This window comes from Sphingobacterium sp. IITKGP-BTPF85 (genome assembly GCF_001006065.1).
In the GTDB taxonomy this organism is placed as follows: domain Bacteria; phylum Bacteroidota; class Bacteroidia; order Sphingobacteriales; family Sphingobacteriaceae; genus Sphingobacterium; species Sphingobacterium anhuiense.
The window spans coordinates 1-14,324 of record NZ_ASZT02000135.1 but is presented as its reverse complement, the minus strand read 5'-3'; the positions used below and the strand labels follow the sequence as shown (position 1 = coordinate 14,324).

Annotated in this window: 13 protein-coding genes and 3 pseudogenes; 11 read left to right on the top strand and 5 right to left on the bottom strand. The window is 35.8% G+C overall.

Annotation, left to right across the window (positions count from 1 at the left end):
• From L950_RS27150 to L950_RS28890, 3 genes and pseudogenes are all read left to right on the top strand, one after another.
• Window positions 1-547 (top strand): annotated as a pseudogene (locus tag L950_RS27150) (alkaline phosphatase); the annotation flags it as partial.
• A complete protein-coding gene (locus L950_RS27145) occupies window positions 544-1,536 on the top strand; it encodes an alkaline phosphatase (protein ID WP_052764491.1) in 993 nt (330 codons plus the stop codon). The pseudogene L950_RS27150 and the gene L950_RS27145, both read left to right, overlap by 4 nt.
• 507 nt (window positions 1,537-2,043) lie before the next feature.
• The gene (locus L950_RS28890) at window positions 2,044-2,190 is read left to right on the top strand and encodes a hypothetical protein (protein WP_021190220.1); all 147 of its coding nucleotides are present in this window, start codon (window positions 2,044-2,046) and stop codon (window positions 2,188-2,190) included.
• A gap of 198 nt (window positions 2,191-2,388) precedes the next feature.
• Here L950_RS28890 and lon read toward each other — a convergent pair whose 3' ends face one another.
• Complete coding sequence (gene lon / locus L950_RS20125; RefSeq protein ID WP_021190219.1) at window positions 2,389-4,857, bottom strand: endopeptidase La; 2,469 nt, start codon at window positions 4,855-4,857, stop codon at window positions 2,389-2,391.
• Between the two features lie 350 nt (window positions 4,858-5,207).
• On the opposite strand from lon, the gene L950_RS34140 reads away from it, so the two are divergent.
• Both L950_RS34140 and L950_RS34135 read left to right on the top strand, forming a co-directional pair.
• Complete coding sequence (locus L950_RS34140; protein ID WP_231577480.1) at window positions 5,208-5,486, top strand: hypothetical protein; 279 nt, start codon at window positions 5,208-5,210, stop codon at window positions 5,484-5,486.
• A gap of 5 nt (window positions 5,487-5,491) precedes the next feature.
• Window positions 5,492-5,863 (top strand): hypothetical protein, encoded by a 372-nt coding sequence (locus L950_RS34135; protein WP_231577479.1) that lies wholly within the window; start codon window positions 5,492-5,494, stop codon window positions 5,861-5,863.
• A gap of 132 nt (window positions 5,864-5,995) precedes the next feature.
• Here L950_RS34135 and L950_RS20115 read toward each other — a convergent pair whose 3' ends face one another.
• Window positions 5,996-6,505, bottom strand: a complete 510-nt coding sequence (locus L950_RS20115; protein ID WP_021190218.1) for a hypothetical protein — start codon at window positions 6,503-6,505, stop codon at window positions 5,996-5,998.
• A gap of 1 nt (window position 6,506) precedes the next feature.
• Window positions 6,507-8,050 (bottom strand): annotated as a pseudogene (gene gpmI / locus L950_RS20110) (2,3-bisphosphoglycerate-independent phosphoglycerate mutase).
• A 233-nt stretch (window positions 8,051-8,283) separates the two neighbouring features.
• On the opposite strand from gpmI, the gene L950_RS20105 reads away from it, so the two are divergent.
• The 6 genes and pseudogenes from L950_RS20105 to L950_RS20080 all read left to right on the top strand — a co-directional run bounded on the left by L950_RS20105 (window position 8,284) and on the right by L950_RS20080 (window position 12,280).
• Window positions 8,284-8,616, top strand: coding sequence for a DUF4783 domain-containing protein (locus L950_RS20105; RefSeq protein WP_021190217.1), 333 nt, complete (start codon window positions 8,284-8,286; stop codon window positions 8,614-8,616).
• A 125-nt stretch (window positions 8,617-8,741) separates the two neighbouring features.
• Window positions 8,742-9,605, top strand: coding sequence for a carboxylating nicotinate-nucleotide diphosphorylase (gene nadC / locus L950_RS20100; protein ID WP_021190216.1), 864 nt, complete (start codon window positions 8,742-8,744; stop codon window positions 9,603-9,605).
• 16 nt (window positions 9,606-9,621) lie between these two features.
• Window positions 9,622-10,268: pseudogene (gene plsY / locus L950_RS20095) on the top strand (glycerol-3-phosphate 1-O-acyltransferase PlsY).
• Window positions 10,269-10,319: 51 nt separating this feature from the next.
• Window positions 10,320-11,114, top strand: coding sequence for a M48 family metallopeptidase (locus L950_RS20090; protein ID WP_021190215.1), 795 nt, complete (start codon window positions 10,320-10,322; stop codon window positions 11,112-11,114).
• A 146-nt stretch (window positions 11,115-11,260) separates the two neighbouring features.
• Window positions 11,261-11,878: a DUF937 domain-containing protein gene (locus L950_RS20085; RefSeq protein ID WP_231577478.1), complete on the top strand. Its 618-nt coding sequence runs from the start codon at window positions 11,261-11,263 to the stop codon at window positions 11,876-11,878.
• Between the two features lie 96 nt (window positions 11,879-11,974).
• A complete protein-coding gene (locus L950_RS20080; protein ID WP_021190213.1) occupies window positions 11,975-12,280 on the top strand; it encodes a hypothetical protein in 306 nt (101 codons plus the stop codon).
• An 87-nt stretch (window positions 12,281-12,367) separates the two neighbouring features.
• Here L950_RS20080 and L950_RS20075 read toward each other — a convergent pair whose 3' ends face one another.
• Both L950_RS20075 and L950_RS30880 read right to left on the bottom strand, forming a co-directional pair.
• Window positions 12,368-13,927 carry an SbcC/MukB-like Walker B domain-containing protein gene (locus tag L950_RS20075; protein WP_021190212.1) on the bottom strand — a complete coding sequence of 520 codons (1,560 nt, stop codon included), beginning with the start codon at window positions 13,925-13,927 and terminating at the stop codon, window positions 12,368-12,370.
• Window positions 13,924-14,324: hypothetical protein (locus L950_RS30880; protein WP_037526248.1), on the bottom strand; the 401-nt coding region annotated here is incomplete at its 5' end. The genes L950_RS30880 and L950_RS20075, both read right to left, overlap by 4 nt.

Below are 14,324 nucleotides of genomic sequence, written 5' to 3'. Positions count from 1 at the left end.
TTTAGATCTGAAAGAAGATTTTCAGATTATGATGCCAAAATTAGTAAACCTGTTAGCACCTTATCGTTACCTAGTAGATCCCAAACAAAATAAATATGCTATTCAAATTGTCATCAGTGGCAATATGCCGTCACCTGCTCTCTTTAAAAACTATCCAGACTACATATCCTTTGACGGTAGATTTGAAAACACATACACCAGCCAGCAACTGCAACGGGTAGCTATGATGAGCGATAATTTACGAACCTATACACAATGGAACGGGAAGGGGGTGCCAACGAAGCAAGAGCAAATGAAAATTGAACAGCAAGGAGCAAAGGCACGAAAATGGGGTAAACCATTTCGTCTCTGGGGTGCACCTGAGAGTGTCAATACGTGGATAGTATTAGAAAAAATGGGCGTTACCTGGTTAAATACAGATCATCCTGATGTGCTAAAAGCTTATTTAAATGATTTGGAGAGTTCACGTTTTACGGGAAATAAACCATACGCTGTGTATCAACCTAATTTGCAAAAGATGGGAGTAAGGGTACAGTCAGAAATGTGATTCTGTTAATAGGAGACGGTATGGGATTAGGTCATATTCAAGCTGCTATGGTTGCCAACCGTGGTCAGTTGCATATGGCTCAGATGAAACATGTAGGGTTCTCTTTAACAGCATCAGCCAGTCCAGGTAATACAGATTCAGGAGCTGGGGGATCAGCAATTGCTACCGGGCATAAATCATATAACGGTTCGATAAGCGTAGACACATCTGGCAATAGGTTACTGCGATTACCTGAACTATTAGCAAGAGTTGGAAAGGTAAGCGGAATACTATCCACAGGGGATGCCTCGGATGCGACTCCCGCAGCATTTTATGCGTCAAATATAGACCGAAATGCATCCATTGCAATTACAGAAGCGCTCATCGAAAATAAGGATGTTAAAATATTGGCAGGTGAACTACCTGGACCTTATCGGGAGAAAGAAAGAAAAGATGAATTGGAAAAAAAATTAAATCAAGCCGGATATCAAGTTGTTGATAACCTAACCGAATTAAAAAACGCCAAATCAGAGAAAACAGTAGCTTATTTTAATGAACAAGATATGGTAGCTGTCAAAGATGGTAGAGGTACTATTTTAAAAGAATTGCTCGCAACGAGCATCAGTAAACTTCATGGAATGGGAAGTGGATTCTTTATTATGGCCGAGGGGGCTCAGATTGACTATGGTGGCCATGCGCGAGATTTAAACTATGTGGTAACAGAAGCTTTGGATTTTGATCAGGCAGTCGGCGAAGCACTTCGTTATGCTGATCAGAATGGTGAGACACTTGTGGTGGTAACAGCAGACCATGAAACCGGCGCATTATCTTTATTAGATGCTGATGTAAAAACAGGCAGTATACAAGCCAGCTTTGCGTCTAATGATCACAGTTCGATGATGGTGCCTGTAATGGCATATGGCCCCTGGGCTCAAAACTTTTTGGGGTATTATCAGAATACCGAACTTTTCAAAAAAATTGCTCAAGTCTTAGGCGCAATACAGCAGTAGTTGAATTATCAAAAATAAGCTTGTATATAATAAACTGGGCATTTCATTCTTATTAAATGCCCGGTTTATTATATAACAAAATCTGATACTAGTGTAAATTTTTTAAAAATTATCTCTTCATTATGATACCTTCACCATAAGCGTATATTCTTGAGCATTTATCTACATCTTCTGATGATTGTAGAAATAAGATTCCCCCTAAAGAATACAATTTTGCACATCCACCTTCATGTATAGTTGCTGTAAATTATTAAAAATCATAGTATATAATAGCTGTTTTTAGTTGTCAATTAACTTTTGGGTATTAAAGAAGTCAAAACTAATATTTAACAGCACTTATTCTAGCCTTGAAAATAAGTGGTATTATTTCGAGTATTTACAATTTGTAAGTGTTAAGTGTAATCCTTACAAAAGAACAGCAGGAACACACATAATTATTAATAAACAGTATTAAAGATAGTTTGGCTCGATATTTGAATGATATGAAGTAATCAAAACAATATATATATGATAAAAAGAGAAAGAACAAGAAAATCAAAAATTGAACAAAACCCATACATGTATTACATGACTAACTGGGGTTTTATGGAAACGGAAATCAAAGAAGATCGTCCCGTAGCATTGAAAAAAGAAAATGACAAGCTTGAGAAATAATTCTCAACGCTTTTAAAATCACAAATTAGACACTTGCTTTTCCTAACGGAAAGCATTTTGTGTTTATAGACCTTTCCAATCTTTTATTTAATTATTTCAGGTATGTCGACGTCTAGTCAAAGTTGCTCATGTGTCTACATGTAAAAGCCGCTATAAAAATTTATTTATAGCGGCTTTTAATTTTTAGAAAAATTTTGACTATTTCTTTGGCTCTAATCCTTTAGTCAGATCTTTTGCGTGCTTGACTTTTTTATCCAATAATCCGAGCGCAATGACATCAGCCATTTCCGTCACATAGTGAAACTTCATATCTTTGATATAACTCTCTTTGATCTCTTCAATATCTTTTTGATTAGATTTACATAAAATAATCTCTTTGATATTCGCTCGTTTAGCTGCCAAAATCTTCTCCTTAATACCGCCAACAGGAAGAACTTTTCCACGTAAAGTAATCTCACCTGTCATTGCTAAGTTTTCTTTAACCTTACGCTGTGTAAATAGGGAAGTTAATGCCGTCAACATGGTTACACCTGCCGAAGGCCCGTCTTTCGGTGTAGCTCCTGCTGGAACGTGAATATGTACATCCCAATGATCGAAAACGCGGTAATCAATATCAAATTCTTCAGCATGCGAACGTAGATAAGCCATTGCAATGGAAGCTGATTCCTTCATCACGTCGCCCAAGTTACCTGTTAAGCTCATTTTTCCTTTACCTGGGCTCAAACTTGACTCTATAAACAATATATCGCCACCGACAGAAGTCCAGGCCAACCCTGTAACAACACCAGCAACTTCATTATTTTCATAACTATCTTTATCAAAAATAGGAGCACCTAAAATCTCTACAAGATCCTTATCATTAATATTGACGTTGTATTCTTTTTCCATAACAATGCGAGTTGCAATACCACGGACAGTAGAACCTATTTTTTTCTCTAAACCACGTACACCAGATTCGCGCGTATATTCTTCAATTATTTTCTCAATAATTTTAGATTTCAACGAAATATCCTTTGCTGTTAATCCATGTGCTTCACGCTGTTTCGGAATAAGGTGTTTCTTGGCAATTTCAATTTTTTCTTCGATCGTATAACCATTAACTTCAATAATCTCCATACGATCCAAGAGAGCTGGTTGTATATTATTTAAGGAGTTAGCTGTAGCGATAAACATGACCTTAGATAAATCGTACTCCATCTCAACATAATGATCATAGAAACTCGTATTTTGCTCCGGATCTAAAACTTCTAATAGGGCAGAAGATGGATCTCCTTTAAAGTCAGCACTCATCTTATCAATTTCATCCAATACAAATACAGGGTTCGCTGCACCTGCTTTTTTCAAAGATTGAATGATACGACCTGGCATTGCACCAATATACGTCTTTCGGTGACCCCTGATTTCTGCTTCATCACGCACACCACCTAAGGCCATTCTAGTATACTTACGGCCTAATGCTTTTGCAATAGATTTCCCTAATGATGTTTTACCGACTCCCGGAGGGCCTACTAAACATAAAATAGGAGCCTTCATATTGTTTTTCAATTTCAATACGGCCAAATACTCAATAATACGCTGCTTAACTTTATCCAACCCATAATGGTCTTTATCCAGTACTTTTTGTGCTCTATTCAGGTCAAAATTATCTTTTGTAAACTCATTCCAAGGAAGGTCAAGTAATAATTCTAAATAATTGATCTGAACAGAATAATCTGCAGCAGCAGGATTGATCCGTGCTAATTTTTCAATTTCTTTATCGAAATGCTTAGCAACAACTTCATTCCATTTTTTCTTTGATGCTCTTTTTTTCAATTCGATAATCTCTAAATCGGGAGTGTTTCCGCCCAATTCTTCTTGAATCGTCTTTAACTGTTGATTTAAGAAATAATCGCGTTGTTGTTTATCTAAATCTATTCTTACTTTATTTTGAATCTGGTTTTTAAGTTCTAAAATTTGAATTTCAGAAGTTAATAACTCTAATAATAGGCGAGCTTTCTCATCAGCATTTAATAATTCCAATAACTGTTGTTTCTGAATTAAATCAACATTGATATTAGAAGAAATAAAGTTAATAAGGAAAGTCGGACTCTCGATATTCTTAATGGCAATACCTGCCTCGCTTGGTAAGTTCGGCGATAGTTGAATAATTTGAAGAGCCATCTCTTTTAAAGTCGCTATTAAGGCTTTAAATTCCTTAGTCGACTTCGGTTTCTCTTCCTTATATTTCTCAACGTTAGCTTTTAGATAAGGTTCGGTCTGAACAGCTTCAAGCAATTTAAAACGTTGCTTACCTTGTAAAATCACCGTTGTATTACCATCAGGCATCTGTAAAACTTTGATGATATGTGCTACAGTTCCGACTTGATAAAGCTCATCAATAGTAGGATCTTCCATAGACATATCCTTTTGAGCTACAACACCTATTGTTTTATCTCCTTGGTAAGCGTCTTTAACTAATTTGATGGATTTATCCCGACCCACAGTAATTGGAATAACTACTCCAGGAAATAAAACTGTATTGCGTAAAGACAAAATCGATAGTGACTCCGGAATCTCTGCATTGCGCATGTCATCTTCATCTTGTTGACTTAATAATGGAAAGAATTCGGTATCTTCAGATATAATGGGAATCGCCTGATTGAAATCAAATGTTTCGAATTTGCTCATATTATGTTAAGGTATATTAATATTTTTATGTCAGTTTATGACAACATGTCGTAATTCTGATAAAAAGTTATTTTAAATTTGTGAATGTAGGGTATTGCAAGTAAGATGCCAACGTAGTATTTGAAAACGAATGATCCATTAATGCAGTGCTTTAAGAAAAAAAGACAGTCTGACATGTGAATTTTGTCACATTATTCAATTTATTATTGTGTAAATAGGCATAATAATTGTAATATTGAATACGCATTTAGCGTTGTATGTTGAAGTCAAGTAAAACGAGATTTCAACAACACAAACTAAGCGGTTGAATATGAATTAAATACTTTAAATTGAAACGTAATTAAATAAATATGACTCTTAAATCGATTAAATTAGGCTTATTTACTGGTGCATTTGCCTTGATGTCACTTTCATCTTTTGCACAGACAGCAAAACAGGAAGAGCATTCGAATCCAAATGTTCGTTTAGGTCAAAAAGCACTATTGGATGGTGACTTCAAAAAAGCAGCAATTTACTTAGAAAAGTCTTTGCCAGTGGAAAGTAAAGATCCAGATGTATTATATATGTTAGGTTACTCTCAATTTCAGAATGGCGAATTTAAAAAGGCAGCAGAGTCTTTCGGAAAGTAGTTGCTTTGGACAGTAAAAATGCAAACGGTTACTATTTTAAAGGAAAAGCAAATAATAATTTAGCGACTCAAACATCTACAAAATTGAGCAGTTCTGCTCGTGAAGCATTATTAAAATCTGCTATCGAAGATTATTCTAAAGCGATTGCATTAAATGCAAGTGATGTGAAGCTTTATCAAAATAGAGCGCTAGCTTTCCGTGACTATGGTATTTTAGTTGGAACTTCCGGAGTTGCGAATTACAATAAAGCAGTTGCAACTGATGCTTATAACAACGCAGTAAAAGATTTTGAAAAAGTTTTAACTTTTGATGCTTCTCGTAAAGACATTCAAACAGAAATCAAAAAAGCTAAAATTTACAGAGATAACTTGAAGTAATCTTTCAAAAACAAAAAAACACCATATCTCGATATGGTGTTTTTTTTGTAATTACTTGAGATGTAGGAGAGGTTTCTAAATTTTAGTGATTCAGAAACTTTCCTATAATTTTATAATGACTTTTTCCTAATATCAGAATATCCTGATTTTTTCAATTTGATAAATAGAATCAACATCATACGTCAGTTTTTCTTCACTTGAATATAAGCTATTGTCTACTTTTCTTTCAATGACAACCTGTCTAATCTTACCTTTTAAATCATGCTCCACAGCGAGATACTGAATCGCTAAGCCGGGATCTTTGGCCTGATAAATTGTTTGACAATCTTCTTCTCTAAAATTATACAAACTGGCATCAGCATTTTTTGTAATATCAGCAGCTATAAATCCACTGAGTTCATTTTGCCAGTTTGGGATCTTCAAAGATTTCACTTCCTCATCCGAGTCTTTAATGACCGTTTTTTCAACCGTTGGATTCAATTTTGTTAACTTTTCAATTTCAGAATTAAAAAATGAATCCAGAGAAAGAGTTGATCCTTTTACTTGCTTTTGCACCGTTTTGTCGTTTTGACAGGACGATAGTAGGAGCGCACCCCCTATAATTAATAAAGAGAGTGCGTTACCTATACGTTTATTTTTCATATTAGTCTTGAATCAATACCTCGCCATCCATTTCGGCAGGGATCTCAACTTTTAGTAATTTCAATACAGTAGGCGCTATATCACCCAATTTACCATCCTTAATGCTTTTATAATCCTTATCGATCAAAATACATGGAACAAGGTTTGTCGTATGAGCAGTGTTAACTGATCCATCAGCATTGACCATAAATTCGGAATTACCATGATCTGCAATGATGATAAATGAATATCCGTATTGTAAACCCTTTTCAACAACTTGTTTAGTACAATTGTCTACTGTTTCAACCGCTTTTACTACCGCGTCAAATACACCCGTATGTCCGACCATATCTGGGTTTGCAAAATTCAGACAGATAAAATCTGGTTGCGCTTCTTCAATATCTTTTATAATAGCATCAGTAATGCCTTGTGCAGACATTTCTGGCTGTAAATCGTAAGTCGCAACTTTAGGAGAGGGTACCAACAAACGGTGTTCTCCATCAAACTCCTGTTCACGTCCTCCAGAAAAGAAAAATGTGACATGTGGATATTTTTCAGTTTCTGCGATACGTACCTGTGTTTTATGATGAGCTGCTAAAACTTCACCTAAAGTATTATTTAAATTGTCTTTATGAAGATGACTTTAACATTTTTAAATGTCTCGTCATATGACGTCATCGTAATATAATAAAGATCCAATGGTTTAAGGTCGTACTCTGGAAACGCCTTTTGCGTTAAAGCAATAGTAATTTCGCGTCCTCGGTCTGTTCGGAAATTAAAACAGATTACGACATCTCCATCTTGAATTGTGGCAACAGGTTGATTTGCAGCATTAGTCAAAACAAGCGGTTGCACAAATTCATCTGTAATGTTTTGATTATATGATTCTTGTATAGCGTGTTGTAAATCTTTAGTTTCAGTCCCACTACCATGTACCATCAAATCATACGCAAGTTTTACACGCTCCCAGCGGTTGTCGCGGTCCATTGCATAATAACGACCGATTGCTGACGCAAGAGTACCGACAGACTGAGGTAGGAAATCTTGCAATTCTTTCACATAGTTTAATCCAGAATTTGGATCTGTATCGCGTCCGTCAAGAAAAGCATGTATAAATACCTGATCTGAAGTTAAACCAGCATGTTTTGCAGCATCACATAGACCACGTAAATGACTTGTATGTGCATGAACGCCACCGTCGGACAATAAACCGATAAAATGAACCTTCTTATTATTTGCTAAAGCATATTTGAAGGAGTCTTGAATAGTGATGTCCGTATTAAAAATACCATCACGAACAGCTTTATGAATGCGACCTAATTCTTGATAAACCACACGTCCTGCGCCCAAATTCATATGTCCAACTTCAGAGTTACCCATTTGACCTTCAGGTAGACCAACAGCTTCACCAGAAGCTACTAGTTTTGAATTGGGGTAGTTCGCCTTCAAATAATCCAAGTAAGGAGTATTTGCCGCAAATGCTGCGTCAGATTGATCTTCTTTTCCGTATCCTAATCCGTCTAGGATTAATAGTGCTACTTTTTTTCCATAATTATATAAGCAAATATAATTTAAAACAACTGATAATTCAAGATTATGAGGAATGTAATGAAGAATTAAAGTTTGTTTAATGTAAAATTTATATAAATTTGGCATTGTTTATGTGAATCATCTACCAAATCACAAAGCTAGTCTTTAACACAATAACTATTGGGTAAGTTCTTGAACTACACAGAGTTTAATTTCTATAATTAATGAAAAAGATCCTATTTTTTATAAGTCTTTTTATGTGTATAACTATGCGCATATCAGCCAATAATATTGACAAGAACAACTTACCAATGTATGAATCTTCTTTATTTATTTCTGATATTAACGATGCTTTAATGCTGCAATTGAAAGCAGGGAATGCCAAAAATATAGCACGGTATTTTGCGACAAATGTAACGTTATCAATCTTAAGTGAGGATGGCCAATATTCCAAATTTCAGGCTGAAATGTTGTTAGAGTCATTTTTCTCTAAAAACAAACCAGGTGCAGTAAAATTAATACAGAAAATTACAAATAAAACCAATTACAGTTATTACGTATATCAACTTACCAGTAATAAAAATCTGTTTCGAGTTTTGTGAAGATAAGTTCGGCAAAATCTACACAAACTATAGAAGAATTTAGAGTTGAAAAACAGGCTTCTAAATAATAATTCCAAATTATTTTCTTGAATAAAATTTAAATTTCCATCTTCGCTACATATTTTGTGAGGACTCATGATGGAAAAAAAGAATATATTAAAAAATTCGTTCAACAGGCAATTCTAGAAGATGTCGGAGATGGTGATCATACAACACTTTCAACGATTCCTAAAGACAAAGCTGGAGAGGCTAAATTAATTGTTAAAGAAGAAGGTATACTTGCTGGGGTAGAGATTGCATTAGAAATTATCAATCAAATAGATCCTACACTTGCTCATGAAGTGCTAATTCATGATGGAGCGAGTGTAAAAATTGGTGATATAGCCTTAATCCTGAAAGGAAAAATCCATAGTATCCTAATAGCCGAACGCTTGATCTTAAACGTGATGCAACGCATGAGCGGGATTGCGACAACCACAAACCGATATGCGAAATTATTAGCCGGAACAAAAACGAAAATATTAGATACGCGCAAAACAACTCCCTTGTTACGTTTGTTAGAGAAAGAAGCGGTAAAGATCGGAGGGGGAACCAATCATCGTTTTGGCTTGTATGACATGATTTTAATTAAAGATAATCATGTTGATTACAGTGGAGGTATCACGCAGGCTTTAACTCGCGCAAATGCCTACAGAGACACCTTAAATAAGCATATTGAGATTGAAATTGAGGTTAGAAATTTTGAGGAGCTAGCTGAAGTTATTACCTTTGGCAAGGTCGACCGCATCATGTTAGACAATTTTAGTCCCTCAGATGTGAAGAAAGCTGTCGATATTATTGCAGAAAGATTTGTCACTGAGGCTTCTGGAGGAATTACAGAAGACACACTTCAAGCATATGCAGCAGCCGGAGTAGATTTTATCTCGGTTGGAGCATTGACGCATTCTGTAAAAAGTTTGGATTTAAGCTTAAAGGCCAAATTAGTTTAGGATTTAACAATAATTAATGATTTCTATTTATTTAGTAAGTGCAGTAGTACTAGCTTATTTATTTGGTTCAATCCCAACTGCGGTATGGTTTGGACAGGCATTTTATGGCGTTGACGTTAGAGAGTATGGAAGTGGTAATGCCGGTGCAACCAACACCTTTCGCGTTTTGGGACCAAAGCAGGTGCTGTGGTGATGTTCGTCGATATCTTTAAAGGGTTCACGTCTACAAATCTAGCTTATTTAATAGAAGCGGGGCAAAGTACCAGTAATGTCCAATTTGTTAACTATCAATTGGCACTTGGTGTTATTGCTGTTTTAGGACATCTATTTCCTGTCTTTGCTGGCTTTAGAGGAGGCAAGGGAGTGGCAACACTCTTTGGCATGATCCTCGCAATTCATGCTCCCGCCGCATTACTTTGCGTTACGGTCTTTATTGTAATCTTGTTGACAACGCATTATGTATCATTAAGTTCAATAATGGCAGGTTTTACCTTTCCTTTTAGCATAGCTTTCTTATTTAAAACATCTATTCCTTCAGTTCTATTATATGGCATCGCGATCTGCGCATTGATATTGATTACCCATCAAAAGAATATCGAACGCCTCTTAAAGGGACACGAATCTAAAGTTTATCTTTTCAAGAATAAAAAGAAGAAAATTTAGGCATAGGAATTGCGTTGGGTACAATCTAATGCAGTGTTTAACATTTAAAATATGAAAAAGGTTTTTAAATATACAAGTATGTTCCTGATTGGAGCTACTTTAGCATCCTGCTCGACTGTGCCGATTACTGGACGTAAGCAGTTGAGTTTGGTGAGTGATAGTCAAATACAGGAACAAGCGGCGTCTTCTTACAAACAATTTTTAAATTCCTCAAAAACAAAAGTAATTACAGGCACAAGTCAGGCCACTTTAGTTAAAAAAGTCGGCAATAAACTGGCGATAGCTGTTAATCAGTATCTTACTCAACAAGGAATTGCAGACCAATTTAACTTCAATTGGGAGTTTAATCTGGTGCAAAGTGATGAAATTAACGCTTGGTGTATGCCTGGTGGTAAAGTAGCTATCTACACCGGTATTCTCCCTGTAACACAGAATGAAACTGGATTAGCGACAGTAATGGGACATGAAATAGCCCATGCAATTGCACGTCACTCTATGGAACAAATGTCACGACAATATGCTACACAAGCACTTGGTAGCGTTATTGGAGTTGCAACATCGGGGAGTAGCTACGCTGGTATTATCAATAATGCATATGGAATTGGAGGTCAATTGACGTCATTAAAATACTCTCGTGGCAATGAATCTGAAGCTGATCGTATGGGATTAGTGATCATGGCAATGGCAGGTTACAATCCAGCTGAGGCTGTGAAATTTTGGGAACGCATGGCAAGTGGCGGATCTAAAGGAACGCCTGAGTTTTTAAGTACGCACCCTAGTGATGCTAGACGTATCAGTGATATTCAAAGATTGCTTCCAGAGGCTTTAAAGTATTATAAAAGATAGTTTCTATGTAACTTAGAATAACTTAGAAAAAAAGAGGTTTTAACAACCTCTTTTTTTGTGGCTAATTAGCTCGGCTTAATCCAATTCATTGGCTTAATTATTGTTTTGAATTTCTAAACGCAATTAAAACAGATGAAATTATGGGAATGACAGATTTAATCACAGGTGGCCTCGGTAATCAAATGGCTGCAGGATTGTCCAAAAAGCTGGGAATTGACAGCACTAAAGCAACCTGGATATTAGCAATAGCGGTTCCTTTGATCGCGGGAGCAATTAAATATAATCAAAGTAAGGACGACACCAGTCAGGCTAAAGGTTTTGCCGATGCATTAGACACAAAACATAACGGTGAAATATTGGATCATGTCGATGAGGTAATCGAAAAGGGACCTACAGAAGACGGCAACAAGATCGTGCAGCACATCTTTGGCAGTAAGACTGAATATGTTGCTTCTGGATTAGTGGAGAAAAGTGGATTTAGTTCGGCTCAGGTTACAGGAGTACTGGCTACCCTGGCACCTATTGTTATGGGTTATTTGGGTAAGGAAAAAGCAAATGCAGCGCAAAATGGAACGAGTAATCCTTTAGGTGATCTGCTGGGAGGCTTTTTAGGTGGCAATACGGGTTCTGGAGGAGGATTAGGGAGTATAATCGGGAATATATTCGGTGCTGATAAAAATGAACCAACAGCCGCAACTACTTCAGGAGGATTGACAGACAAGATCTCCGACTTTTTGATAAGAATAAAGATGGTAGTGCCATAGATGATATTGTTGGTATGTTTACCAAAAAATAACCAGATGATAAAAAACACTTTGCTGTTCCAATTGTTATTTTAGTAAAGATCAAGATACAAGATTATGGAAGATAGAAATAAATATGACTCAGCTACTGTTGCCCTAGAGAAGTTGAAAGAAGCGGGGTATACAATAGATTATAACATTGAACTGGATTCTTTGATTGCAAATCCATCTAATTATAAGATTGATTATATTTATCGATATGAAGGAGATTCGAATCCGGATGACGAAAACACAGTTTATGGAATTACGGAGAAAAACGGTTCAAATAAAGGTGTTTTTGTCATTGGAAATTTATCCTTTGTGGAAGGTGATATAAGAGATGTTATAATAAACCTCGAAATTGCCCATAAAGAGAGCATTTAATGCTGTAAAATAGAAAGAGAGGTCAACACCTCTCTTTCTATTTATAGAGGATCACAGCGCTTTATAAGTAATGTGTGGTTCTAGCGCTCAAAAGTCATGTAGAATCAGGCTTCCTAAATCTTCATCTTTCACAATTTTAACTGAAACAGGGATGCGCTCCTGTAATTCATCAACATGAGAGATAATTCCTACAATACGATTTTCTTTATGAAGGGCATTTAAAGTTTCAAAAATTAAATTGACAGATTCAGTATCTTGTGTTCCAAATCCTTCATCAATGAAAAAGAAATTCTTTTCATTCTGATTGAGACTACGCGTGCTCTCCGCTAGTGCTAGAGCCAAACATAAAGATGCCTGAAAAAATTGCCCACCCGATAAAGTCCTTACAGATCGTGATTTACCACCATTTAAATGATCCATTACTTCAAAATCATTTTCACTATTGATGATTAGTTTCAGATGACCTCGAGTTAGTCTTTCAAAACGATGATTGGCGATATGACATAGGTCCTCTAAGTATTGAGTTGAAATGTAATCAACAAAACCATTTCCCTTAAAGAGATTTGATAAAATACTTAAATTCTTATTCCGAAGTGCCAATTTATCGAAAGCAATTTGCAATTCTACTTTCTCAGCGTATCGCTTTTTTGAAATTAGAATTTGATCTTTGAGAGATTGCAATTGACCTATCAGCATTTCTTTGACTTCTTTTGCCAATTGCAGATCTTGGCTGATTTTTGTAATCTGGGAAATATCAACAGCATCCTGATTTATTTTCTGCTCTAACTGTACCAGGTTAGCCTTAACAATAGCAAAATGCTCTTCAAATCGTTTGATACGTAATTCTTCTTTTTCAAGATCATATTGCTGTTTTAATATTTCTTTTACAGCGTCAAGAGACACGAAATCATGCTGTTGCAACAGTTCTTCAATTAGCTTCTGCTGCAATGTTATCTTGGCTTGCTTATTCTTCAATTGCGTCTCTAACGTATTGCTTGTTGTAGAAAGTGATGCTATAGAAATATTGAATTGATTAATTTCATTTAGCAACCTGCTGTATTCCTGCTCTATATGATTTATTGATTGAAGTGATTGTGTAATCAATATTTCAATTTCAGATATTTCAAATTGTTCGAATTCCGATAATTTTAATCGTTTAATCTGTTGCTCATGAATACTCGATCGTCCTTCAAGTGTAGATTTAGTAAGAGCAATACTATTCAAACCATTACTGTATTTTTCCTTTTTAATCTTTAAATCATCTAATTCCTTTTGAATTGCTGCTAAAGTCGATTCTGCTAGTGTACAGGCCTGTTCAATGGATTCAGCCTGCAATTTCCATTGATCGAAACTTTTACGATCATTGTGCTGAAAGTTAGTCCACGTGAATTGAGTCAGGTGATGATTAAATTCTATCGTTAGCTTATTCAACTTTTCGACACTTTTATCTATATCCCTTTGCAATGTTATCAGGTTTGCATCTAGTTGGATGAATCGTTGTTGACGCTGTTGAATTTGCAGTATTGTTTCTTGCACATGAATTTTCTCAGATTTAAGTTTAACCAATTGCTCAGAAACATCCTCTGTTTGCATAATATGTGGATGGTGCTCGGAACCACATAAAGGACAGGCTTCTCCAGCTGTCAAAGCATGAGAAAGTTAGCTAACTGCTGTTTTACCTGAATTTTATTTTCATCCGACTGAATTCTTTCCTGTAAAATAGATGCACTCTTCTCATCTTCAGTAAGTTTCTCTCGCCAGGATGTAGGAGTGAGGCTTTCCTTTTCGAATTGAAGTATGATATCCTGATAATCCTTTCGCTTAATTTTTAAATCTGCTTCTAAATCATGTTGCGTTTTAATATATTGCTCTTGTTTTGAATACCAATCATTTATAGTCATTAACAAATTACTTGCCACACGGCTTGCTTTAAGATTGGTAATTTCTTGCTGTTTTTCCTGAACTAACGTTTGTTTATTTAAAATCTGCTGTTCAACACCTTGCAGCACAACCTGTCCATTAGCTAATCGTTCAGCTTCTTTTT